The sequence below is a fragment of the Acinetobacter sp. YH12205 genome (genome assembly GCF_013418125.1).
GTDB classification, from domain to species: Bacteria; Pseudomonadota; Gammaproteobacteria; order Pseudomonadales; family Moraxellaceae; genus Acinetobacter; species Acinetobacter towneri.
Genome location: NZ_VPCQ01000001.1, coordinates 425,677 through 449,088, shown reverse-complemented (window position 1 = coordinate 449,088; position 23,412 = coordinate 425,677). Strand labels below are relative to the sequence as shown.

The following is a 23,412-nucleotide window of genomic DNA, read 5'->3' as shown; positions in this document are numbered from 1 at the left end:
CTTCAGCAATATAATTTCCAAATGAATAAACCTGCACCTGAAATTTATTGGACAACAAATTAGTCCTCTTATAACAGAGCATTAATAAACCGAGGAAACATCTCATTTGGTTTGACTCTCAGACTCAATGGTATACTCAGCCACAAGCGCAGCATGGAAGAAATCATATCTATTCTAATACAGCAATTTAGTGCTGTTTGAGGATCAAAGCTCTGTTTCGTCTTTCTTTACGTATGGTCACAGGCTTTGTTTAAAGTCTGATCAAACTGGATGGATTAGATTGGGCAGCACCAGATTATTCAATCCTCTGCCGTAGACAAAAACAGATTGATATTGCGATCAATTATCAAAAAAGTAGTGATAGACTGCATCTACTGGTCGATTCAACTGGTCTTAAGTTTTTAGGTGAAGGTAAATGTAAATGAAAGAAACATCAGCCTGAATACCTTCGACTATGACGTAAATGCATATTGGTATAGATGCGAAGACCTTACAAATACGGGCTATATAGCTCACAACAAATAATGTCAGTGATTCACAAGTCTTGGGTGATTTGCTGAATCAAATCCCATCTGATGAACGCATTAATTCTGTCTATACCGATGGAGCATATGACACAAAACAATGCCGTCAGGTCATTGTAGATCGGCAAGCGCATGCGGTGATTCCTCCAAGAAAAAATGCACAGCCTTGGAAAGATAACAAAGTTCAATCGCGAGAGCGAAATGAATTACTTCGAACAGTTAAACGTTTCGGCAGGACATTATGGAAAAAATGGTCAGGCTATCATCGCCGAAGTTTGGTCGAAACTAAGATGCATTGCATCAAATTATTAGGGGATAAACTCAGTGCTAAGAACTTTCAAAGCCAAGTCAATGAAGTACATGCCCGTATAGCCATTTTAAATAAATTTACTGAATTAGGTCGACCACATACCCAAGTTGTCACTTAAATTTGGGCGACTTAGGAAAGCTCTATCTACAAAATATTTATGCAACAAAGCCGTATTGAATTGAAAATATTTTAATCCCAGCTCCCGAAGGAACTGGGATTACCTACAAAATTAAAGTGAAGAGTTATTCATAACGTCTTCAGGATTGGGTAAATGAGCCAGAAGCTTCGTTCTGACTCAGCGGAATTACCTTACATATTCGGGTAATTCGGACCACCACCACCTTCCGGTGTTACCCAGGTGATGTTCTGTGATGGATCTTTAATGTCACAGGTCTTGCAGTGTACGCAGTTGGCTGCGTTAATCTGGAAGCGCTTGGAACCATCATCATTGTCCATAATTTCATACACACCCGCAGGGCAGTAACGCTGTGCCGGCTCATCCCATTTAGGCAAGTTCACATCGACCGGAATTGAGGCATTGGTTAGTTTCAGGTGCGCTGGCTGGTTTTCTTCGTGTACGGTATTGGATACAAACACCGAAGACAAACGGTCAAAGGTCAGCTTGCCATCCGGTTTTGGATAGTTCGGCTTAAAGCTTACCGCATCTACGGTTTTCAGTGCGCTGAAGTCAGGCACTAAATCATGCAGAGTAAATGGTACTTTAAAGATGTTCTGGTCGATGAAGTTAAACGCACCACCAAACCATTGACCAAACTTATGCATTGCCGGGCCAAAGTTACGCGCGTTGTAAAGCTCTTCTTTCAGCCAACTGTTGTTGAACTTCTCGGTATAAGAGGTTAATTCTTTTGCAAAGAAATCTTCACCCTCAGTCACACGGGCAACAGCAAGGTCACCACCTTTTTCGACACCAGCAGCAATCGCTTCAAAGACTGCTTCACCACACAGCATGCCGGATTTCATTGCGGTATGAGAACCTTTGATTTTGGCAAAGTTCAGGAAGCCGGCATCATCACCAATTAACGAACCACCCGGGAAGGTAAACTTCGGCAGCGAGTTAAAGCCACCTTTGGTTACGGCTCGCGCACCATAAGAAATACGCTTACCACCTTCCAGATACTGTTTGATGAGTGGATGAGTCTTCCAGCGCTGCATTTCCATAAATGGATACATGTGCGGGTTTTCATAAGACAGATCGACGATCATCCCCAGCGTGACCTGGTTGTTTTCCGCGTGGTAGAGCCACCAGCCGCCTGAAGAACCGGTTTCAGACAATGGCCAGCCGGCACCGTGCATCACCAGACCTGGCTTATGTTTGGCCGGATCAATTTCCCACAGCTCTTTAATGCCGATACCGTAGTGTTGTGGATCGGCATCTTTGTCCAGATTGAATTTCTGAATCAGACGTTTGCCTAAGTGACCACGACAGCCTTCAGCAAACAGGGTGTATTTGGCATGCAGTTCATAACCTGGGGCAAAGTTATGGGTCGGTTCACCATCTTTACCAATGCCCATGTCACCGGTTTGAATGCCTTTTACTGTGCCATCTTCATGGTACAGAATTTCAGATGCCGCAAAGCCCGGGAAAATCGACACTTCCAGTTCTTCGGCTTTCTGGCCTAACCAGCGCACCACGTTGCCGAGTGAAATGACATAGTTGCCATTGTTGTGCATAGTTTTTGGTACCATCCAGTGTGGCGCTTCTTTCGAAGTGGTTTCAGACAGCAGGAAGAACGTTTTATCTTCTGTCACCGGTACATTTAAAGGTGCACCTTCTTCTTTCCAGTTCGGGAACAGCTCATTGATGGCACGTGGTTCCAGCACCGCACCTGACAAGATGTGCGCACCGACTTCGGAGCCTTTTTCTACGACACAAACGGACAGATCATTCAGGTTATTTTCAATTGCAAGTTGACGGATTTTAATCGCCGCAGACAGACCCGCAGGGCCAGCACCTACGATAACTACGTCAAACTCCATTGACTCTCGAACAATATCTTCCATGTTATATAGCTCTTTAACTATTGTTTAAATTTTAGATTTTTAGGTGAAATTTCTTTGTCATGAAAATATTTATATATTCATGATTTAATAAATAATTAAATAATTCCTTTCTTTAACAATGCTTGTATAGCATCAACCTCATAACCCAATTCAGTTAATATTTTTTCAGAATGCTGGCCTAAATCAGGAATTGGATTCATGACAAAATCCTCTTCTTGAGTAAGACCTACAGGCTTAAGTGCTGGGATAGTTCCAATTGGAGATTCAACTTCAGCCCAACGTTGACGCGCTTGAAGTTGAGGATGTTGCCAAACTTCTTGAATTTCATTGACACTTGCATTCGCAATTTTGGCATTGTCCAAACGAGATAAAATTTCAGTTTGATCCCATTGAGAAAAGGTTTGCTCAATGATTTGTCTTAATTGCTGACGATTTCTGGAACGTAAGGCATTATTCTGAAATAATGGATCTTCAGCGAGTTGTGGTATGCATAAAACAATTGCACAAAATGCTTGCCATTCTCGTTCATTTTGTACCCCTAAAACAACTTGTTTCTGGTCACCTGTCTGAAAGGGACCATAAGGATAAATTGTGGCATGGGTTGAACCAGTTCGTGGAGGAGCTGAATGACCAGTTAAGGTGTAATACAATGGATGTCCCATCCATTCAGTCATACATTCCAGCATGGACACATCAATGCGTTTGCCTTTACCTGTTTTTCCACGTTCTATCAGGGCTGCCAAAATATTGCTATAGGCATACATACCAGCTGAAATGTCTACAATTGAGCAGCCAGCTTTTACAGTATCTTGCTCAGTTCCTGTTACAGAAAGAAAACCAGCTTCACTTTGGATCAGTAAATCGTAAGCTTTTTTGTCACGATAGGGACCGGGATATATTTGATCATCACCATATCCTGAAATATCGCAAACAATAATTTTAGGATTGATTTTTAGCAAATCTTCGTAGGAATAACCTAAACGCGATGCTGCACCTGGAGCCAAATTTTGTACCAAAACATCTGCATTCAACAGAAGTTTTTTTAAGATATCCTGTCCTTCTGGCGTCTTTAAATCTAGGCTTAAACTTTCTTTTGAACGATTGGTCCAGACAAAATGAGAGGACATGCCATGAACACGATTATCATAATTTCTGGCAAAGTCCCCAACTTGGGGACGTTCAACTTTAATGACTCTTGCACCAAGATCAGCCAGTTGACGTGTACAGAATGGAGCCGCAATTGCATGCTCCAATGAAATGACGGTAATACCATCCAAAGCTGGCATATTAATCCTCAGTAAAAGTCACTTTTGCTTTCATTGCAATTTGGTTATTTTCTTTTTCAATCCAGAGTTCAGCAGTTTGATCCTGAACATCGCCACAAATTGAAAACTCATTAAAATCGAATACTGGATTGATGGCACGGAAGTCAAAACTTTGAATCGTTTTGGTTGGATATTCTTGTTTAAAGAAATGTATTAATAAAGTGGCTAGGAATGGTCCATGAACGACTAAACCAGGGTAGCCTTCTTCTTGCATGGCATATGGGCGATCATAGTGAATTTTATGACTATTAAAGGTTAAAGCTGAGTAACGGAATAAGCTGGTTGTATTAATTGGAAATTGTTTTTTATAGCTAAATGGCTTTGCTTCTATAGTAGCAGGTGCAGTGGTCGCAGGACGAGACTGCACTTGATTACTTGCATCACGGTAAACAATATCTTGTTCTTCGACAATTGCCAGTTGATCATCAGCAAAAATAGAGTGCTTTACCGTGACAAAATACATATCACCACTTTTACCTTGCTTAAATTCAATTTTTACAATTTCTGATTCACGCTTAATTTCTTGATTGACTGAAATGTTTTTAAGAAACTGTAAACGGCTACCTGCCCACATACGTTTAGGGAACGGAATAGGAGGGAGGAATCCACCTTTCTGTGGGTGTCCATCTTCTGCAAGTTGTTCATTATTAACGATGGGTACAAAATATAGCCAATGATATAAATGTGGTAGTTCAGCTAAGTTTTTATTGTCCTGATTCAGCAATGCCTGCATCATCGCCAATGGGCGTTGATTAAGATAATCTACTTGAATTTCTTTCTTGCCTATCCATGTATCAAAAGTATTAAACTTTTCCATTTTATATCCTTTATCTCTTGTAATAGGCTTAGCCTTAATTCACCAGTTCAGCAGGTTCTAAGATTTTTTTAGCTTTTAAAATGACAGGTAAATCGATCATTTTTCCATTTAAGCTGACAGCTTGTCCTTGAGATTGATCTACGATTTCAAGGACTTGCTTTGCCCATTCAATTTCTTCTTCAGTTGGGCTAAAGACTTTATTCACAATAGCGACTTGGGCAGGATGAATACACAGTTTCCCTGAAAATCCTAAGTTTTTGGCCTGTTGGGTTTCTAGGCAAATCAGCGCTTGGTCTTTAAAGTCAACAGTAACACCATCAACGGGTGCACCAATTCCTGCAAGTTTAGAGGCGAGAACCAGTTCATTTCTAAAGGAAAGCAGTTCGAGATAACCGCCTTGCATGTTCATTTCTAGCTGGAAATCAATAGAGCCAAACATAAGACTACAGACTTGAGGCGCTAGGGCAATTTCACGTACTTTACTAAAACCAAGAGGTGTTTCAATCAATGGAAATATATCAATATTGCGAATATCTAAAATGACTTTGATATCTTCTACTGATTCTGCTTTAGGTAGAACAATCGCACTCACATTTGGATATTGGACTAATTGAATATCTTGGGTAAACCATTCAGTTTGACTCGAGTTAACTCGTACCATCACCTTTTGTTCAGGATGTTCTAATAACCATTGACTGAGTACTTGACGTGCTGAATTCTTCTGTTCTACAGGGACCGCATCTTCTAAATCAATGATCACAGCATCCGCTTGAGTGCTGAGCGCTTTTTCATAGCGCTCAGTACGGTTTGCTGGAACAAAGAGATAAGAACGAGGTGACTTATTCACTTTATTCATAAAGATTATCCTAGACTTAGAAAGAACGCGGCAAACCTAATAAGTGTTCAGCCACAAAGCTGTAAATTAAGTTGGTTGAGATCGGGGCAACTTGGTATAAGCGTGTTTCACGGAATTTACGTTCGATGTCATATTCGTTAGCAAAACCAAAACCGCCATGGAACTGTAGACAGTTGTTTGCTGCTTCCCAGCTTGATTTTGCTGCTAAGTACTTCGCCATATTGGCTTCAGCACCACATTTTTCACCACGGTCGAACATTTCACATGCACGGAAACGCATCAAATTTGCAGCTTCAATTTCAATGAAATTTTCTGCTAATGGGAACTGTACACCTTGGTTTTGACCAATTGGACGACCAAAAACCACACGGTCTTTTACATATTGTGTCGCACGATCCATAAACCAGTAACCATCACCAATACATTCAGCAGCGATTAAAGTACGTTCAGCATTTAAGCCATCGAGGATATATTTAAAGCCTTTACCTTCTTCACCAATCAGGTTTTCTTCTGGAATTTCGAGATTGTCAAAGAAAATTTCATTGGTTTCATGATTCACCATATTGGGAATAGGGCGCACAACCATGCCATTTTTTTCAGCTTCACGTAGATCAACCATAAAGATCGACATACCTTCAGATTTTTTAGTGACTTCGGCAAGCGGCGTGGTACGGGCTAATAAAATCATCCAGTCACTGTGCTGAACACGAGAAATAAAGACTTTTTGACCATTAATCACATAACGGTCGCCTTTTTTAACAGCTGTTGTTTTAATTTTTGTGGTATCTGTTCCAGTCGTTGGCTCAGTTACACCCATTGTCTGTAAACGCCATTCGCCTGTAGCAATTTTAGGTAAATATAATTCTTTTTGCGCTTTAGAACCGTGACGAAGCAAAGTGCCCATATTGTACATTTGTCCATGGCAAGAGCCGGCATTACCACCACTACGGTTAACTTCTTCCATGATAATCGATGCTTCTGTCAGACCAAGACCTGAACCACCGTACTCTTCCGGAATCATTGCAGCCATCCAGCCAGCTTTAGTTAAGGCATCTACGAACTCTTCAGGATAAGCACGTTCCTCATCAATCTTGCGATGATATTCAGCTGGGAATTCTGCGCAAAGTGCACGAACTGCTTCACGAATTTCTTGATAATTATTGATTGTGCTTTTCATAAAAAAGATTTCCTTATCACGTATTGTCTTAATGATTTCGATCATATATTGTTATTTAATGGTTAATAAAATAGAATTATTTGATAGGTTGGATACCAAAAGAATATCGAATGGACATTAAGCAGCTACGATCGTTTATCACGATTTCTGAAACAAAAAATATTACGAAAGCAGCAACTTTACTGAATATTGTTCAGCCTGCAGTCTCCAGACAAATTCATCTTTTAGAAGATGAACTTGGGGTCGAATTATTTGAGCGTAGCCGGCATGGTATGCATTTAACCCATGAAGGAAAAATTCTAGAGGTGTATGCTAGACGTGCCTTGAAAGAAATTGAGACTGCAAAAATTGAGCTGACTTCATCAGATGGTGCTTTAGAAGGGACAGTCAATATCGGTATCTTAGCTAGCCTTAGTGAATTACTGTCAGTTTCTTTAATGCATGTCATAAGAAAGAAATATCCTAAAGTGAATATCAAAATTACTGTAGGTTATTCAGGGCATTTAAAGGACTGGTTGGAGAATGGTGAAATTGATCTAGCTTTAATTTATGGATCAGTTTCCTCAAAGTTCCTGGATTTGCAACCTCTGGTTCGTGAGCAATTATGGCTTATTGGAGCATATAGCTCAGATCTGTCTGAACAGACTCCTATAGAGCTCAAGGATATGGCTGCATATGATCTAATTTTGCCTTATGCACCGCACCGTTTACGTACTTTGATTGAGCAGGGTTTTCATAAAGCTAAATATGATTTAAAGATTAGTGCTGAAGTGAATGACCTGAATGTGCAGAAGCAACTGGTCAAGGAAGGATTCGGATCTACAATCTTGCCATTGGTTTCGATTAAAAATGAACTGAAACAGAATCTGTTTAAAGCGGCGCCTATTAATCATCCTGATTTTATTCGTGAAATTGGTTTAGCTTTACCAAATACCCGTCATATTTCTAAATTAGTTCATACCATTGCTCAAGAGGTGGTACAGTCTTCAAAAGAGGCTATCATTAAGCAAGATTGGCTAGGATGTGAATGGATTGGCAAAGAAAACTAAAAGCTTGGTGAACAGATATAAAAAATGCTCCTTAAGGAGCATTTTTTATGACATCTTTTGTCTATCTGTTTTTAAACTACTTTATTGCTTGCGAGGCTACCTTTTGTTTTTACTGAAGCTGTTTCATCATCAGTCGAAGCAACATTAGCTTGAGGATCATACATTTTCTCTTTAATAAACAAAGTAGGAAGGGCGCAGATTAGATAGGCAACACCCATCACCATAAAGCCAAGCCCAATTGAACCTTCGGTTGCAATAAAGCCAATTGTTGCAGGTGCAATAGTTGAACCAATACGACCCACATTATGGGCAGTACCCATCGCAGTACCACGAACATTGGTTGGAAAACTTTCAGACATGTAGGTTGTATATACACCTAGTGGCATGCCATATAAGAAACCAAAAATAACTAAAAGATAAAGAATGTTCGATGCATTATGGAACATAACAATAATAATTAGGAAGATTGCTGTTGTAATAGCACCGAACATAAATGTGAATTTACGACCTAACTTATCACCCATATAGCCTGCTAGAATCTTACCACCGATCATCGCTGTATAACTACCAATTAAATAGTTAGTCATCGATTTAAAATTCATGCCCAATTCTTGTTCTAGGTATAATGGCATCCAGTTATTTACGCCATAATAACCAAACTGCATAAAGCCTGCGACCACCATCCAAAAGATGAGGGTACGGAAAATGAGTTTATCTTGTACAATGGCTTTAAATACAGAACGGTCACCCTTAACCATTTTGACTTCACTTTGAGTACGATTTAATCGTGCTTTTTTCCATGCTTCAGATTCTTTTACAAAAACAGGCATTAAAATACCAATAATTGCGGCTGAACCACTTACAATAAATAGCATACGCCAGCCATATTCTGGAATAATCGCACCGGCAAGTAAAGACGCTACAATATAGCCAAATGTCCATCCTGTAAAAATTGTTGCAATAACAGTTGTGCGATATTTAGTAGGGACTAGTTCAGACATTAAGCCTGCACATACCATATAAACTGCACCTAGCCCGAGAGCAGAAAGGAAACGGACAATCGCAAATTCATACACATTAGACACAAAACCAAGTAGTGCTGTTAATAGTGAAAACTTGATGATACTTAAAGAAATAATGCGAACGCGACCAAATTTGTCACTTGCCCATCCGCCAAAAATACCGCCGACTGCCATACCTGCAAGCGTTACGCTGCCGAGCATACCCGCTTGGAATGAGGAAAGTCCAAATTCTATTTTAAGACTTGAAAGACTATATGAGAGAAGGAGCATGTCGGCTCCATCTACTAAAAGTACTAAAAAGCAAAATATAAAGGCAGCAATCCATTTCTGCTTGGGTGCTGAATTTACTGTATTTCCAACTTGCATATAATTCATCCTTTAAATGCTTATTGTTTTAAATAACCTATCGTTTCAAGGTAAATTAATATCTATATTATTAAGTCCTAATATAAATATTAATATTGTCCGGGTATGTCTATTAATATCCTTAATTTTCATCAATAAGTACTAAGGATAATTTTCTGATTGACTTTATCTATATTTAATTTTTTAAATATAATCTTCTAAATCATAAATTAACTGAAGATAAAATTTGAAAATAAATACAGATATAAACTAGTCAAAAAACTGTTCAACCATTATTTAATATAATTAGAGTTTTCACTCAATGAAAGGGATTTTCTGATGTTAAATTTTGATCAGTTGAATGCTAAAAATTGATAAGCATATATACAAATAATAAAAAAAATAAAAAACCATCATATTTCATGATGGTTTTTTAAAATCATCAATTTAAACTTTCTCAAATAGTGCTGCCAGACCTTGACCACCACCAATACACATAGTCTCTAAACCATAACGTGCATCACGACGTTGCATCTCATGCACTAGACTGGTCATGATACGCATACCTGTTGCGCCAATCGGATGGCCTAAAGAGATACCTGATCCGTTAACGTTGACATTAGAAAAGTCCTGCACATTGAGGCCTTTCAATACTGCAAGAGCCTGAGCTGCAAAGGCTTCATTGATCTCAATCAAATCTACATCGCTTAGTTTTAGGTCAAGTTTATGCAATAGTTTTTCTACTGCTGGTACTGGACCAATACCCATCCGGCTTGGATCGCAACCAACTGCACTCCAGCCCACAATTTTCGCTAAAGGCGTTAAACCATGTTTTTCTGCATATTCAGCTGATACCACTAAACATCCAGAAGCTGCATCATTTTGCTGACTAGAGTTTCCTGCTGTAGATACACCACCTTCACGGATCGTACGAAGTTTTGCTAAACTTTCGAGCGTTGTATCTGCACGAATTCCTTCATCACGAGTCACCAGGGTGGTGGTTTTCTTGGTTTTGACTTCTACAGGAACAACTTCAGCATCGAAATAGCCTTGGTTCCAGGCATTTTCTGCATTTTGATGGCTTGCTAGGGCAAAAGCATCACATTCTTCACGCGTAATATTATAGTCATTTGCCAAATTATCTGCTGTTTCAGGCATACCTGAAATATAGCCAAAGCGTTCTACAGGTTGTGAACGTTCACGACCACGGTCCAGGCGGTCATAGAAAGTTACATTGCCAGCACGACTACCCCAGCGCATATTGGTTGAGTAATATTCAATATTACTCATACTCTCTACGCCAATGACCATTACTGCTTCCGCCTGGCCAGTCTGTACATTCATGGCAGCATTAACCAATGCCTGTAAACCTGAGCCACAACGACGGTCTAGAGTATAACCGGGAACTTCTATTGGTAAACCTGCAGCAAGAGCAGCGTAACGGCCTAGACATGGTGCTTCACTGGATGAATAAGACTGCGAAGCAATGACTTCATCTAGTGTGCTTGGATCAATTTTGGTCTTTTCTAAAATACTTTGAATAATTTTAACCGACAAGTCCACTGCCGTAAGTGAAGCTAGAGAGCCGCCAAATTTTCCAATTGGCGTACGTAATGGACTAACTATATAAGCTTCTTTCATTTTTAACTCCATTTAAATCAGTGAAAGTTGTTGTGCTTCAGTGGTAAGATTCGCCCTGAAATCCGGATGGGCAATCTCAATCATCTTTTCTACACGTTGAGATAGGCTTAAGCCACGTAAATCGGCAATACCGTATTCGGTCACAAAGATACCTGCATCACTACGTGGGGTTGAAACAGGGCCGTTAAGTTTTGACACGATACGGCTAAAGTTTTTACCTGCTGATGGTAAGGCGATGATAGAACAGCCTTTGGCAGAGTTATTTGCAGCACGGATAAAATCTATAGCACCACCGACAGCACCGACATAGGTATCATTCGCGACTTCAGCATTAATTTGTCCGGTCAGATCCACTTCAATCGCTGAGTTTACAGCTACCAAGTTGTCGATCTGAGCCAATACTGCTGGATTGTGGGTATAAGAAGTTGGACGCAGCTGTACATTCGCATTGTGATGAATAAATTGATGAAGTGCATTACTACCATTGATTAAGCCAGTAATAGTGATTCCAGTATCAATTTTTTTCTGGCTATTATTAATTACACCCTGTTGCATCAGTTTTGCGATGCCATCACTGATAATACCACTATGTACGCCTAGATTTTGGTGCTGCTTGAGTGCATTGAGCACAGCTTCAGGAAGGGTGCCGATACCAATTTGTAGCGTTGATCCATCAGGAATGAGCTGAGCCACTTTAGTGGCAATATTAGTATTGATATCGTTATGTATCTGTTTTGCTTCATCACCGCAGTTACGATCTGTTTCTACAATTACATCAAAATCGTCTGCTGTTAAATAAGTAGCAGAATGTGTCCAAGGTAATTGTTGATTTACTTCGGCAATGACTACACGTGCTGAAGGGATGAGATCGGCAATATAATCCTGACCTAAGCCAAAGCTGTATTGTCCTGATTCATTTGGTTTTGAGACCTGAACCAGCACAATATCCGGACGTAATTTATGGGCAAAAGTAGAATAATGGCTTGGGATAATATCAAGGCATTTGGCTTTGGCAAGCAAACGGTTAGAACCTGCGCCACAATAACTACTGAAATGGATTTGATCTGTGTGTTCGACTTGGCAGGTGCCGTAATTGCTAATACCTAAAAATACATTAAAGGGTTTAAGTTGATGGCGTTGCTGCATTAAATGCTGAGTGAGTGTTAATGGTTCAGCCTGTGCTTGACCCCAAACAACCAAATCATCTCTCTGTATGTAATTTGACCAATTTAATCGGGAAAGATCATGGATTCTTAGCATAAGAATATACCGATGCAAATATAAAAAATGCTGAAAGTGCATAGTGCAGTTTCAGCATATTGGACTTGATTATTGTGTTGCTTCTCGGATCATATTGCGGGCAATAATGACTTGTTGAATTTGTGTTGTGCCTTCATATAAGCGGAATAAACGTACGTCACGGTAGAAGCGTTCCAGTGGATATTCACTGATATAACCTGAACCACCTAGAATTTGTACACCACGATCTGCAACTCGGCCACACATTTCAGTTGCAAACATTTTCGCGCAAGAAGATTCGGTATTCACGTTTTGACCTGCATCACGTTTTTTTGCTGCATCTAAAACCATACATTTTGCAGCATAAATTTCTGCTTTAGAATCAGCAAGCATTGCCTGAATCAGCTGGAAATTAGCAATCGGCTGGCCGAACTGCTTACGTTCCAATGCATACCGTAGAGCATCATCCAGGATACGGGTAGCGGCGCCAACGCTTAGTGCTGCAATATGTAGACGACCTTTATCCAGTACTTTCATAGCAGTTTTAAAACCTACACCTTCCACACCGCCAATTAAGCTTGAAGCTGGAATACGGCAGTTTTCAAAAATGACGTCACAGGTATGCGCACCTTTTTGCCCCATTTTCTTGTCGCGTTTACCCAATGAAATACCAGGTAATTTGCTATCAATGATGAATGCAGAAATACCACCTGCACCTTTGATTTCAGGATTGGTACGTGCCATTACCGTAAATACTCCAGCATGTGGTGCATTGGTAATAAAGCGTTTGGTACCGTTCAAGATATATTCATCACCATCTTTGACGGCTGTGGTTTTAAGTGAGGCAGCATCTGAACCTGAATCTGGTTCAGTCAGACAGAAAGAGCCAATAATTTCACCTGAAGCAAATTTTGGAAGAAATTTTTGTTTTTGTTCTTCAGTCCCATCAATAATTAAGCCCGCTGCACCGATCCCGTTATTGGTTCCGATATACGAGCGAAAAGCAGGGGAAGTGCGGCCTAATTCAAAAGCCACATTGACTTCCTCTTCCATGGTCAGGCCTAGGCCATCATATTGTTCAGGAATAGTCAAACCAAATAGACCAAGCTCTTTCATTTGTTGAACAACATGAGCTGGTATTTCGTCAGTTTCTGCCATTAATTCTTCATTCGGGATAAGCACACCATCCACAAATTGGCGAAGCATATCGAGTAGCTGGTTCAGTGTTTCCTGGTCTCTGATCATCTTTTAACTCCATTTTGACCTTATCCATTCATTGGATAAATTAATTCATTGTCCTTCTGATTACTTGATTTATATCTTAGTAATTCTGATTTACGATCAATATAATGTATCGTAAACTTTAAGTGTTATGCTTTTTTTTGATAATAATAATCAAAATTTAATATCTGCTTTTAATCCATAGAAGGATTTCTTTTTTTGAATTTCAAATGTATGTTCTAAACCTAGAATAAGGTTGTTCGAGATAAGAAAGGGTCAGATATGGATATATTGAAGCTTAGGGTTACTGATGAAGGTGTTGCGATTTTACAATTGAATCGCCCAGAAGCGAAAAATGCATTGAATCTCGCCTTGCGCCAAGAATTAGCAAAAAAATTTGATGAACTTTCAAGTAATAAAACAGTAAAAGTGATTGTAGTTACTGGAGGAGAGAAAATTTTTGCTGCAGGTGCAGATGTGAAAGATTTCTTAACAGCTTCAACTAGCGAAGTATATTTACGCCACACTGAATTCTATTGGCAAAGTATCAGCGATTGTAGAAAACCGATCATTGCAGCCGTAAATGGATATGCACTTGGTGGAGGTTGTGAGCTAGCCATGCATGCTGACATCATTATCGCGAGTGAAGACGCAAAATTTGGTCAACCAGAAGTTCGATTAGGATTAATGCCAGGAGCAGGCGGAACTCAGCGATTACTTCGTGCTGTAGGCAAATATAAGGCTATGTTTCTCGTATTAACTGGGAAAATATTTAGTGCAAAAGAAGCTGAGGAAATGGGATTGGTATCAGACCTCGTCAAAGGAGATGCAACGAGCCATGCGATTGAGGTAGCCAATACTATAGCTAGCTATTCTTCAATTCCTGTTGAACAAATTAAAGAAGTTATTTCATTAGGCCAAGATATGCCTCTAAATGCAGCTCTGGCTCTTGAGCGGAAAGCTATGCAGATATTATGTGATACCAAGGATCAAAAAGAAGGTGTACAAGCCTTCTTGGAAAAACGTACACCAAACTATCAGGGAGAGTAATTCATGACTATTGAAAAAATGGCGTTAGTCGGCACGGGTGTAATGGGTATGGGTATCGCCCAAATTGCTGCACAAGCGGGTTTGGAAGTCCGATTGTTTGATGTTCAGCAAGGTGCGGCTCAAGCCGGTCTGGATAAGCTCAAAAAGACCTTAGAAAAATTGGTCGTTAAAGGTAAAATTACTCAAACAGATTTTGATAATACGATTGCTCGTTTTGTTGTACTTGACAATATTGATCAGATTGCAGGTGTTGATCTAGTCGTTGAGGCTATTATCGAGAATTTGGAAATCAAGCAAAAGCTATTTAAGCAACTTGAACAGATTGTATCAGAACAAACCATTCTGGTATCTAACACCTCATCGCTTGTTGTAACTGAAATTGCTGCTAGTTGTCAGCATAAATCACGTATTGCAGGCTTCCATTTCTTTAACCCAGTGCCACTAATGAAGATCGTTGAAGTGGTGAAAGGTTTATTTACGTCTGATGAGGTCGTGGATGAATTATTGAAGTTGGCAGAACGCATGGGGCATTTTGGTGTTAAAACTAAAGACACGCCAGGATTCCTAGTTAACCATGCAGGTCGTGCCTTCGGTACAGAATCATTAAAGATTTTAGGTGAAGGTGTTGCAACTGTCAGCGAGATGGATCGTATTTTACGTGAAGCTGCTGGCTTTAAAATGGGGCCATTTGAACTCTACGATTTAACTGGTCTAGATGTTTCCCACCGTGTGATGGAATCGATTTTTAATCAGTACTATCAGGAAGATCGTTACCGTCCAAATACTTTAACCCGTCTCATGCTATCTGCGAACACCGTGGGTAAAAAGGTGGGTGAAGGCTTCTATAAGTACGACCAAGATACACGTTTAAATCAAGAACCACCACAACTCGTACCACAGATTTCGGAATTTAAGCCTGTATGGATTTCAGCTGATTATGAAAGTGATGCGGAGATCTTAAAACAGTATGTGCTTTCACAAGGGGTAGTGCTGGATGATGCAGAAACGCCAGCAGCAGATAGTCTGATTATTCTTGCGACATATGGTGAAGATACCACCACTGCCAGCCAGCGTTTAAATGTAGATGCGAAACGTGCAGTCAACATTGATATGCTGACTGACTTTAATAAACGTCGTGTATTAATGCCCTCTATTATTACTGAACAGGTTTATGTGGATCAGGCACATGCATTATTTGCGGCGAATGATCATGGCGTTAGTGTTATTGAAGAAAGTGTCGGTTTTGTATGCCAACGCGTCATCCCTATGATTATTAATCTGGCATGTGATATTGCACAGCAGGGGATCGCGACGGCTTCTGATATTGACAAAGCAGTTCGTTTGGGACTCGGCTATCCATATGGTCCAATTTCTTGGGGCAATATCTTAGGACCAGACAGAATTCTACTGATTCTTGACCGTATTTATGCGATTACTGGAGATCAGCGTTATCGTCCAAGTCCATGGTTACAACGTCGTGCCAAGTTGCAAGTAGACCTGCTTCATTCCGTAAATAGAACGCCAGTTTAAAAACAGAAAACTGAAATATTTTAAAGATCACAATGCCTGGCTGGGAAGACTTGGGCAATAGAGATAAAGGAAAGAAATATGGGTGCATTAGAAGGTATTCGTGTCCTCGATTTGAGTCGTATTTTAGCAGGACCATGGTGTGGTCAAATTTTAGCGGATCTTGGTGCTGAAGTAATTAAAGTAGAACGCCCAAAAGTGGGTGATGATACCCGCATGTGGGGACCACCTTGGATGAAGAATGACCTAGGGGAAGAAACCTCGGAAGGTGCATATTTCCAAGCTGCAAACCGGAATAAATACTCAATTACCATTGATATCTCAACGCCTGAAGGTCAAAAAATCGTTCGTAATTTAGTGAAAGACAGTGATGTTGTAATTGAAAATTATAAGGCCGGTTCACTCAAGTATTATGGTCTGGATTATGACTCTCTAAAAGAAATAAACCCGGGATTGATCTATTGTTCAATTACTGGTTTCGGTCAAGATGGTCCACGTGCTGCTGAACCAGGCTATGACTACATCATTCAGGGCATTGGCGGTTTAATGTCGGTCACTGGTGACAAAGAGCCAATGAAAACCAGTGTAGCATTTGCTGATCTGAATACCGGTCTGTATTCTGCGATTGCCATTCAGGGCGCACTCATCAATCGCTTTAGGACTGGTCAGGGCCAACATATTGATATGGCCTTACTAGACGTCCAAGTTGCTTGTTTAGCTAATATCGGTATGAACTACATTACCTCGGGTGAAATTCCTAAACGTTATGGTAATGCGCATGCAAATGTTGTTCCGTATCAGGTGTTTAAAGCAAATGATCAGGACTTTATTGTCGCTTGTGGTAATGACAAACAGTTTGTTGCGCTGTGTAAAGCGATTGGTTTGCCAACACTTTCTCAAGATGCACGTTTTACCACCAATGCATTACGCCTAAAAAATCGTGATGACATTGTGGAAATTTTATCGCAGCACTTCTTGACCAATACGGCTCAACATTGGGTAGAATTGATTCAGGCGGTGAAAGTTCCTGTCGGCGTAATCAATAACCTTCAGCAAACGTTTGAAGAGCCACAAGTGAAGCATCGTAAAATGCTTGTTGAGCTTGAACATCCGTTGAAAAAGAACCTTAAGGTCATTGCATCACCAATCAAATATTCACGTACTCCAGTTGAATATCGTAAAGCCCCCCCGATGTTGGGCGAAGATACCGATGCAATTTTATCGCGCTATATGGCTGATGATGAAATTGAAAAGTTACGTGCCAATGGCATTGTAGGGTAGGCCTACCTATGGCTAAGGTGATGATTACTATCCCTTAGCCTCTTATTAATTCCCATTAAAACATGAACTAATCAAATCTTATTCAGAGATTTGAGAGGGATGTCTTGTCTTAATTTCAATGAATATCTTTGTTGTTGAATTGAGAATATTAAAAAAGATTCATGCAGATGTCATGAATAATCATAAGTAAAATCGGAGATCGTAAATGGATTTAATACGTCATAAGCTTGCTGTAGCATTATTGGGAGCAATGTGCAGCTCTGCAATATATGCTGCTGACTCAACTGAGCAACAGCAAATTCAGGAACTGCGTCAAGAACTCGATGCTTTAAAAGCATGGGTAGCACAACAAAAAGTAGCAACCGAACATCAGGCACAAGCCAAGCCAGCCGTGACCCTTGTTCCTGCAGCAGTCCCTCAAGTTGAACAATCAAATCCTGCAACGCTAAAAAGTAAGGCAGGTGCGGAGGTGAATCTGTATGGTTTTATCCGTGCAGATGCAGCCTACCAATTTGAAGGTGGTACAGGAATCTTTAACCGAATTAATAATATTGCATTAGATGATGATCCGAATAAGCGTAAAACTGAAAAGCGCTTTGATTCAACAGCAACTGCTACACGTATTGGTTTAGATTTTAAAGCGCCTGTTCCGGATCATGACGTTAACGGTAAGATTGAGATCGACTTTAGGGGCGGAGCAAGTAATGATACAGTCCGTATCCGTCATGCTTATGTGAGCGTTGATAACTGGTTGTTAGGCCAAACCACCTCAACCTTCCTTTCTACCGAAACCTTGCCGGAACTTTTGGATTTTAATGGTGTACTTGGTGGAGGAGTTTTCCGTACCCAAATGGTCCGTTATAGCGATAGCTTGAATGCCAACACTCAGTATATGCTAGGTCTGGAAAAATCAAGTTCGGATAATCAATACCCGACTTTAGCAGCTAAACTAACCCATAAATTTGAAGATGGGAAGGGATTTGTCAATGTACGCGGTATGGCGCAGGAAGTGCGTGCCCGTACGGATGAAAAAGACTATACAGATTTTGGCTGGGGAGTGGGCGTTGGTTTAAAGTATAAGCCAATTGCAAAACTTAATCTGACCGCTAATTATGCCCATGCTGTAGGGGATGACAAATATTTCCTATATAACAGTAGCAACTCTATTCCTAAAGCGAATGATATTGATCTGGTAGAATTTGATGCTGTAAATGCTGGGGCAACTTATCAATTCACACCAAAAATTAGAAGTACGCTTGGTTACGGTGCCTTATTCTATGATGAGAATGTTGTAAATGGTAATGATAACTTACAGCAGGGTTGGTTAAACGTAATGTATAACCCATTTAAACCAGTGACTTTCGGTGTTGAATATATTTATGGTGAGCGTAAAACACTTGACAATAAATCAGGTACTGATAGTCGTTTAGAATTTATGGCTAAATATGATTTTTAAAAGCATTAAATCATATTTCAGTTGATTAAATAAAATAGCCTATCTGATTTTAGATAGGCTATTTAAAATATACAAATAATAAAAATATTATTTTCGAATAATCATAAGCGTTGCTGTACCATGAGCAAATACTTTATCATTTTCATCTACGATTCGACCTTCAGTCATAACTAAGGTACGACCCGCATTAATAATTGTACCAATACCACGATAGGTTTTATTAACCTGCATTGGACGAATCATCTTTATATTTAAATCTGTAGTTGCGAAGGGTATACCTTTTTCCATAATAGTATGGGCAGCCGCACCTGTAACACTATCTAAAACCGTTGCACAGAAACCACCATGCACACCACCTTGAAGGTTTACATGTTGTTGATTTGGTGTAACTTCATAAATAATATAACCCGTTTTTACCTCAACGAGTTTCATGGGAATGGTATTGGCCATTGGAGCATGAGGTAAAGTGCCATCTTTTACTGCAGTTAAAAATTCTAAGCCAGTATATTGATCCATAGACATTTAAATTTCCTTTAGGGCTTTGAATAGTACTCAATCTTGGTTTATTTATAACATAAAAATAGAATCCTAAAATCATTAGCATAGATTTTTTTAGTATCCATTGGTATGTATAGTGAAAATCTATGGAGTCATTCATTAAATTATATTGTATCTATTTTTAAAATAAATGTAGATTTGAAATATAGATGGTTAGGCTCTAAATTAATTGTATCTATGAAAGATGTAATTTATAGATTGTTGATTGCATTTAAATATTTTTAGTAATTGGTAATTATTGTTAATTACTATTTTAATAAATTTGATTCCTTGCTATCTGAAAAATTATGCATTGTGATCTATATCCAATGTTTATCTTCTCATCTTCTTAATTTCTAGCTGATCCTAGAAATAAGAAATTTTATATCTAAAGAATACTATGCGCCAAATACAGAAAATTTTAGTTGCGAACCGTGGTGAAATTGCCATTCGCGTTATGCGTGCTGCATCTGAAATGGGAATTCGTACTGTTGCAATTTATGCGGAAGAAGATAAATTCGCAATGCATCGTTTTAAATCAGATGAAGCTTATCAAGTCGGAGCAGGCAAAAAGCCAATTGCGGCCTATCTGGATATTGATGACATTATTCGTATTGCCAAAGCAAATCAGGTCGATGCAATTCATCCAGGTTATGGATTTCTTTCAGAAAATCCTGAGTTCGCTGAAGCCTGTAAGGCAGCAGGAATCTTGTTTATTGGCCCTTGTGCAGATGTCATGCGCCAACTTGGTAACAAAGTTATGGCGCGGAATGTCGCCATTATTGCAGGTGTACCGGTCATTCCTGCAACGAATGCTTTGCCTGAGTCAATTGAAGAATGCCGTAAGATCGCTGCAGAAATTGGTTATCCATTCATGCTTAAAGCCAGTTGGGGCGGTGGCGGACGTGGCATGCGTGTGATTGAAGATGAAAGCGAACTTGCGAGTGCGATTCAAATTGCACGTCGTGAAGCTAAATCAGCTTTTGGTAACGATGAAATTTATTTAGAAAAACTGATCCGACAGGCACGTCATGTAGAGGTTCAGATTTTAGGTGATACTCATGGCAATATTGTTCACCTGTTTGAACGTGATTGTACGGTTCAGCGCCGTAATCAGAAAGTGGTAGAACGCGCCCCTGCACCTTATTTAAATGAAGAGCAGCGTAAAAAACTCTGTGCAGCAGCTTTAAGATTGGCAAGTGCGGTGGACTATACCCATGCAGGTACTGTTGAGTTCCTGATGGATGCGGAAACCAATGAATTTTATTTTATTGAAGTGAATCCACGTATTCAGGTTGAGCATACAGTCACTGAAGAAATTACAGGTATTGATATTGTCAAAGCTCAAATCCGTATTACCGAAGGGGCTAAAATTGGTGATGGCGACAGCTATGTACCTGAACAAGAGAAAATTCAATTACTTGGTCATGCAGTTCAATGTCGTTTAACTACAGAAGATCCTAAAAATGGCTTTATGCCAGATTATGGCAAGCTTACAGCTTATCGCGCAGGAACTGGTTTTGGTGTACGTGTAGATAGTGGAACAGCTTATACAGGTGCTGTCATTAACCCATATTATGATTCACTTTTGGCGAAAGTCACTGTACGTGGCTCATCTTTGTATGAAGCAAATGCCAGAATGCTCAGAACTTTACAAGAGTTCAGGATTCGTGGTATTGCCAACAACTTGGCATTTCTCGAAAATGTCATCACTCATCCATTATTTAGTTCCGGTCAATGCACGACTAAGTTCATCGATACTACTCCAGAGCTTCTCAACTTCCCATTGAAGCAAGATCGGGCAACTAAAATCCTAGAGTTCTTGGGAGATATTACAGTTAATGGACAGCCAGAGTTGAAAGACCGTCCATTACCTCAGACACCAGTTACTTTAGCCCAATTACCATCTGTTAAATCTGTAGATCCACTGCCAAGCGGTACACGTGACCAGTTTAAATTATTGGGTGCAGAGGGTTTTAGTCAATGGATGCTAGACCAGAAACGTGTCCTGATTACAGATACGACGATGCGTGATGCCCACCAGTCTCTATTTGCGACCCGTATGCGTAGTGCTGATATGTTGGCAATTGCGCCTTATTATGCACAGATGGCAAATCAGCTATTTTCATTAGAATGCTGGGGAGGAGCAACCTTTGATGTTTCAATGCGTTTCTTAAAAGAAGATCCTTGGGAACGTCTGGAAAAATTACGCGAAGCTGTGCCAAATATTTTATTTCAAATGTTATTACGATCTTCTAATGCGGTTGGATATACCAATTATCCAGATAATGTTGTGCGTTATTTTATTCAGCAAGCTGCGCAGTCTGGAATTGACTTATTCCGCGTATTTGATTCACTCAATGCTGTAGATAATATGCGTGTCGCCATTGATGCAGTTCGAGAGTCAGGTATGTTGTGTGAAACGGCCATTTGCTATAGTGGTGACCTGTTTGATAGTAGCCGGCGCTATAACCTGAAATATTATGTTGATATGGCGAAGCAGTTAGAAAAAGCGGGTGCCAATATCTTGGCAATTAAAGATATGGCAGGAATCTGTAAGCCTCAAGCAGCGTATGAATTGATTAAGACTTTAAAAGAAGAAACGGGTTTACCAATTCATTTCCATACACATGATACCAGCGGTATCGCAGCGGCAAGTATCTTGTCAGCAATAGAAGCGGGTGTAGATGCAGTAGATACAGCAATGGATGCAATGAGCGGTCTGACTTCGCAACCAAGCATGGGATCTATAGTTTCAGCTTTACAGTATACAGAGCGTGATACAGGGCTTGATCAGAAAAACTTGCAAGAGCTATCGAGCTACTGGGAGGGGGTACGCCGTATTTATGCACCATTTGAAGCAGACATGCGTGCAGGTACAGCTGATGTGTATCATCATGAAATGCCAGGTGGACAATATACCAATCTACGTGAACAGGCTCGATCATTAGGACTTGAGGAGCGTTGGTCTGAAATTTCAGATGCCTATGCACAAGTAAATCTTTTGTTTGGAGATATTGTCAAAGTTACTCCTACATCAAAAGTAGTGGGCGATATGGCATTATTTATGGTGTCAAATAATCTTACTGTAGATGATGTTTTGAATCCTGATCATGATATTGATTTCCCTGAGTCTGTCATTTCATTATTTAAAGGTGAACTAGGGACCCCAGCACATGGTTTCCCACAAGACTTACAGCGAAAAATATTAAAAGGTAAGCAGCCTTTAAACGATCGTCCTGGTGCTATTTTGCCTGCTGTAAATTTAGACACTGAAAAACATAAGATTGAACAGCTATTGGGCCAAACGATCAGTGATTGTGAGTTTGCTTCTTATCTAATGTATCCAAAAGTATTTACTACATTTATACGTCATAAGCAGAAGTATGGAGTAGTTTCGAGTATTCCTTCTACCGCTTTCTTTTATGGTTTAAAAGAGCATGAGGCTGTCGAAGTTCATCTTGAACAAGGGAAAACACTAGAAATTAAACTGCTGGCACAAGCTCAACCCAAGAATGGTGTAGTAGATATTTTTGTTGAATTAAATGGACAATTACGTCTATTACAAGTTCACCAAAAAGGACAATCAGTTGAGCAAAGTCGTGCACAGGCCGAACCAGGAAATTCACGTCATGTTGGAGCACCAATGCCAGGGATGATCAGTGCGGTTACAGTTAAGACAGGGCAAAAAGTCACAAAGGGTGAAACCTTATTTACTGTAGAAGCGATGAAAATGGAATTAGCTGTAAAAGCTGAAGTAGATTGTATTATTCAGGAGGTTTTACTTGATGTAGGACAGCCAGTAAAAAATATGGATTTAGTGATGACTTTAATTTAATTTATAGGGTATCAATATTTTAGTAAAATATAATTAACAAAAAGCCTAGATCATCCATCTGGGCTTGCTATAATTTGCTTAATTAAATAATGGACTGATCTCTGTTTCAGACGCTGCTGATATCTAGAGTTTATACTATTTTATTATCGTTTCTCAGAGTTAAAATTTTTATTAA

16 protein-coding genes and 1 pseudogene are annotated in these 23,412 nt (G+C 39.7%); 7 read left to right on the top strand and 10 right to left on the bottom strand.

Translation table 11 applies throughout. The features are described from left to right. Positions 1–21 precede the first annotated feature (21 nt). A pseudogene (locus tag FTU92_RS02160) lies at positions 22–952 on the top strand (IS5 family transposase). Positions 953–1,143: 191 nt separating this feature from the next. Here the strand turns inward: FTU92_RS02160 and FTU92_RS02155 are convergent. The 5 genes from FTU92_RS02155 to FTU92_RS02135 all read right to left on the bottom strand — a co-directional run bounded on the left by FTU92_RS02155 (position 1,144) and on the right by FTU92_RS02135 (position 7,031). Next, positions 1,144–2,856 carry an electron transfer flavoprotein-ubiquinone oxidoreductase gene (locus FTU92_RS02155; RefSeq protein WP_180060857.1) on the bottom strand — a complete coding sequence of 571 codons (1,713 nt, stop codon included), beginning with the start codon at positions 2,854–2,856 and terminating at the stop codon, positions 1,144–1,146. A gap of 95 nt (positions 2,857–2,951) precedes the next feature. Next, a complete protein-coding gene (locus FTU92_RS02150; protein ID WP_180060856.1) occupies positions 2,952–4,142 on the bottom strand; it encodes a CaiB/BaiF CoA-transferase family protein in 1,191 nt (396 codons plus the stop codon). 1 nt (position 4,143) lies between these two features. Continuing rightward, positions 4,144–4,998 (bottom strand): hypothetical protein, encoded by an 855-nt coding sequence (locus FTU92_RS02145; protein WP_180060855.1) that lies wholly within the window; start codon positions 4,996–4,998, stop codon positions 4,144–4,146. 34 nt (positions 4,999–5,032) lie between these two features. Then, the gene (locus FTU92_RS02140; protein ID WP_180060854.1) at positions 5,033–5,854 is read right to left on the bottom strand and encodes a CoA ester lyase; all 822 of its coding nucleotides are present in this window, start codon (positions 5,852–5,854) and stop codon (positions 5,033–5,035) included. 16 nt (positions 5,855–5,870) lie between these two features. Continuing rightward, positions 5,871–7,031, bottom strand: a complete 1,161-nt coding sequence (locus FTU92_RS02135) for an acyl-CoA dehydrogenase family protein (RefSeq protein ID WP_180060853.1) — start codon at positions 7,029–7,031, stop codon at positions 5,871–5,873. 110 nt (positions 7,032–7,141) lie between these two features. Between FTU92_RS02135 and FTU92_RS02130 the strand changes: the two genes are divergently transcribed. After that, positions 7,142–8,080, top strand: a complete 939-nt coding sequence (locus tag FTU92_RS02130) for a LysR family transcriptional regulator (protein ID WP_180060852.1) — start codon at positions 7,142–7,144, stop codon at positions 8,078–8,080. 71 nt (positions 8,081–8,151) lie between these two features. Here the strand turns inward: FTU92_RS02130 and FTU92_RS02125 are convergent, their stop codons facing one another. The 4 genes from FTU92_RS02125 to FTU92_RS02110 all read right to left on the bottom strand — a co-directional run bounded on the left by FTU92_RS02125 (position 8,152) and on the right by FTU92_RS02110 (position 13,572). After that, positions 8,152–9,468 carry an MFS transporter gene (locus FTU92_RS02125; RefSeq protein WP_180060851.1) on the bottom strand — a complete coding sequence of 439 codons (1,317 nt, stop codon included), beginning with the start codon at positions 9,466–9,468 and terminating at the stop codon, positions 8,152–8,154. A gap of 426 nt (positions 9,469–9,894) precedes the next feature. Beyond that, positions 9,895–11,088, bottom strand: coding sequence for an acetyl-CoA C-acetyltransferase (locus tag FTU92_RS02120; protein ID WP_180060850.1), 1,194 nt, complete (start codon positions 11,086–11,088; stop codon positions 9,895–9,897). A gap of 12 nt (positions 11,089–11,100) precedes the next feature. Beyond that, positions 11,101–12,348, bottom strand: a complete 1,248-nt coding sequence (locus tag FTU92_RS14225) for an acetyl-CoA hydrolase/transferase family protein (protein WP_180060849.1) — start codon at positions 12,346–12,348, stop codon at positions 11,101–11,103. 69 nt (positions 12,349–12,417) lie between these two features. After that, positions 12,418–13,572, bottom strand: a complete 1,155-nt coding sequence (locus FTU92_RS02110) for an acyl-CoA dehydrogenase family protein (protein WP_180060848.1) — start codon at positions 13,570–13,572, stop codon at positions 12,418–12,420. 258 nt (positions 13,573–13,830) lie between these two features. On the opposite strand from FTU92_RS02110, the gene FTU92_RS02105 reads away from it, so the two are divergent. From FTU92_RS02105 to FTU92_RS02090, 4 genes are all read left to right on the top strand, one after another. Next, the gene (locus FTU92_RS02105; RefSeq protein ID WP_180060847.1) at positions 13,831–14,598 is read left to right on the top strand and encodes an enoyl-CoA hydratase-related protein; all 768 of its coding nucleotides are present in this window, start codon (positions 13,831–13,833) and stop codon (positions 14,596–14,598) included. A gap of 3 nt (positions 14,599–14,601) precedes the next feature. After that, on the top strand, positions 14,602–16,128 hold the full coding sequence (locus tag FTU92_RS02100) for a 3-hydroxyacyl-CoA dehydrogenase (RefSeq protein WP_180060846.1): 1,527 nt from the start codon (positions 14,602–14,604) through the stop codon (positions 16,126–16,128). 78 nt (positions 16,129–16,206) lie between these two features. Further along, positions 16,207–17,406, top strand: a complete 1,200-nt coding sequence (locus FTU92_RS02095) for a CaiB/BaiF CoA-transferase family protein (protein ID WP_180060845.1) — start codon at positions 16,207–16,209, stop codon at positions 17,404–17,406. A gap of 205 nt (positions 17,407–17,611) precedes the next feature. Then, a complete protein-coding gene (locus FTU92_RS02090; RefSeq protein ID WP_180060844.1) occupies positions 17,612–18,862 on the top strand; it encodes a DcaP family trimeric outer membrane transporter in 1,251 nt (416 codons plus the stop codon). 87 nt (positions 18,863–18,949) lie between these two features. Here FTU92_RS02090 and FTU92_RS02085 read toward each other — a convergent pair whose 3' ends face one another. Then, positions 18,950–19,384 (bottom strand): PaaI family thioesterase, encoded by a 435-nt coding sequence (locus FTU92_RS02085; protein ID WP_180060843.1) that lies wholly within the window; start codon positions 19,382–19,384, stop codon positions 18,950–18,952. Positions 19,385–19,799: 415 nt separating this feature from the next. Here FTU92_RS02085 and FTU92_RS02080 point away from each other — a divergent pair, with 415 nt between their 5' ends. Continuing rightward, on the top strand, positions 19,800–23,237 hold the full coding sequence (locus tag FTU92_RS02080; protein WP_180060842.1) for a pyruvate carboxylase: 3,438 nt from the start codon (positions 19,800–19,802) through the stop codon (positions 23,235–23,237). Positions 23,238–23,412 lie beyond the last annotated feature (175 nt).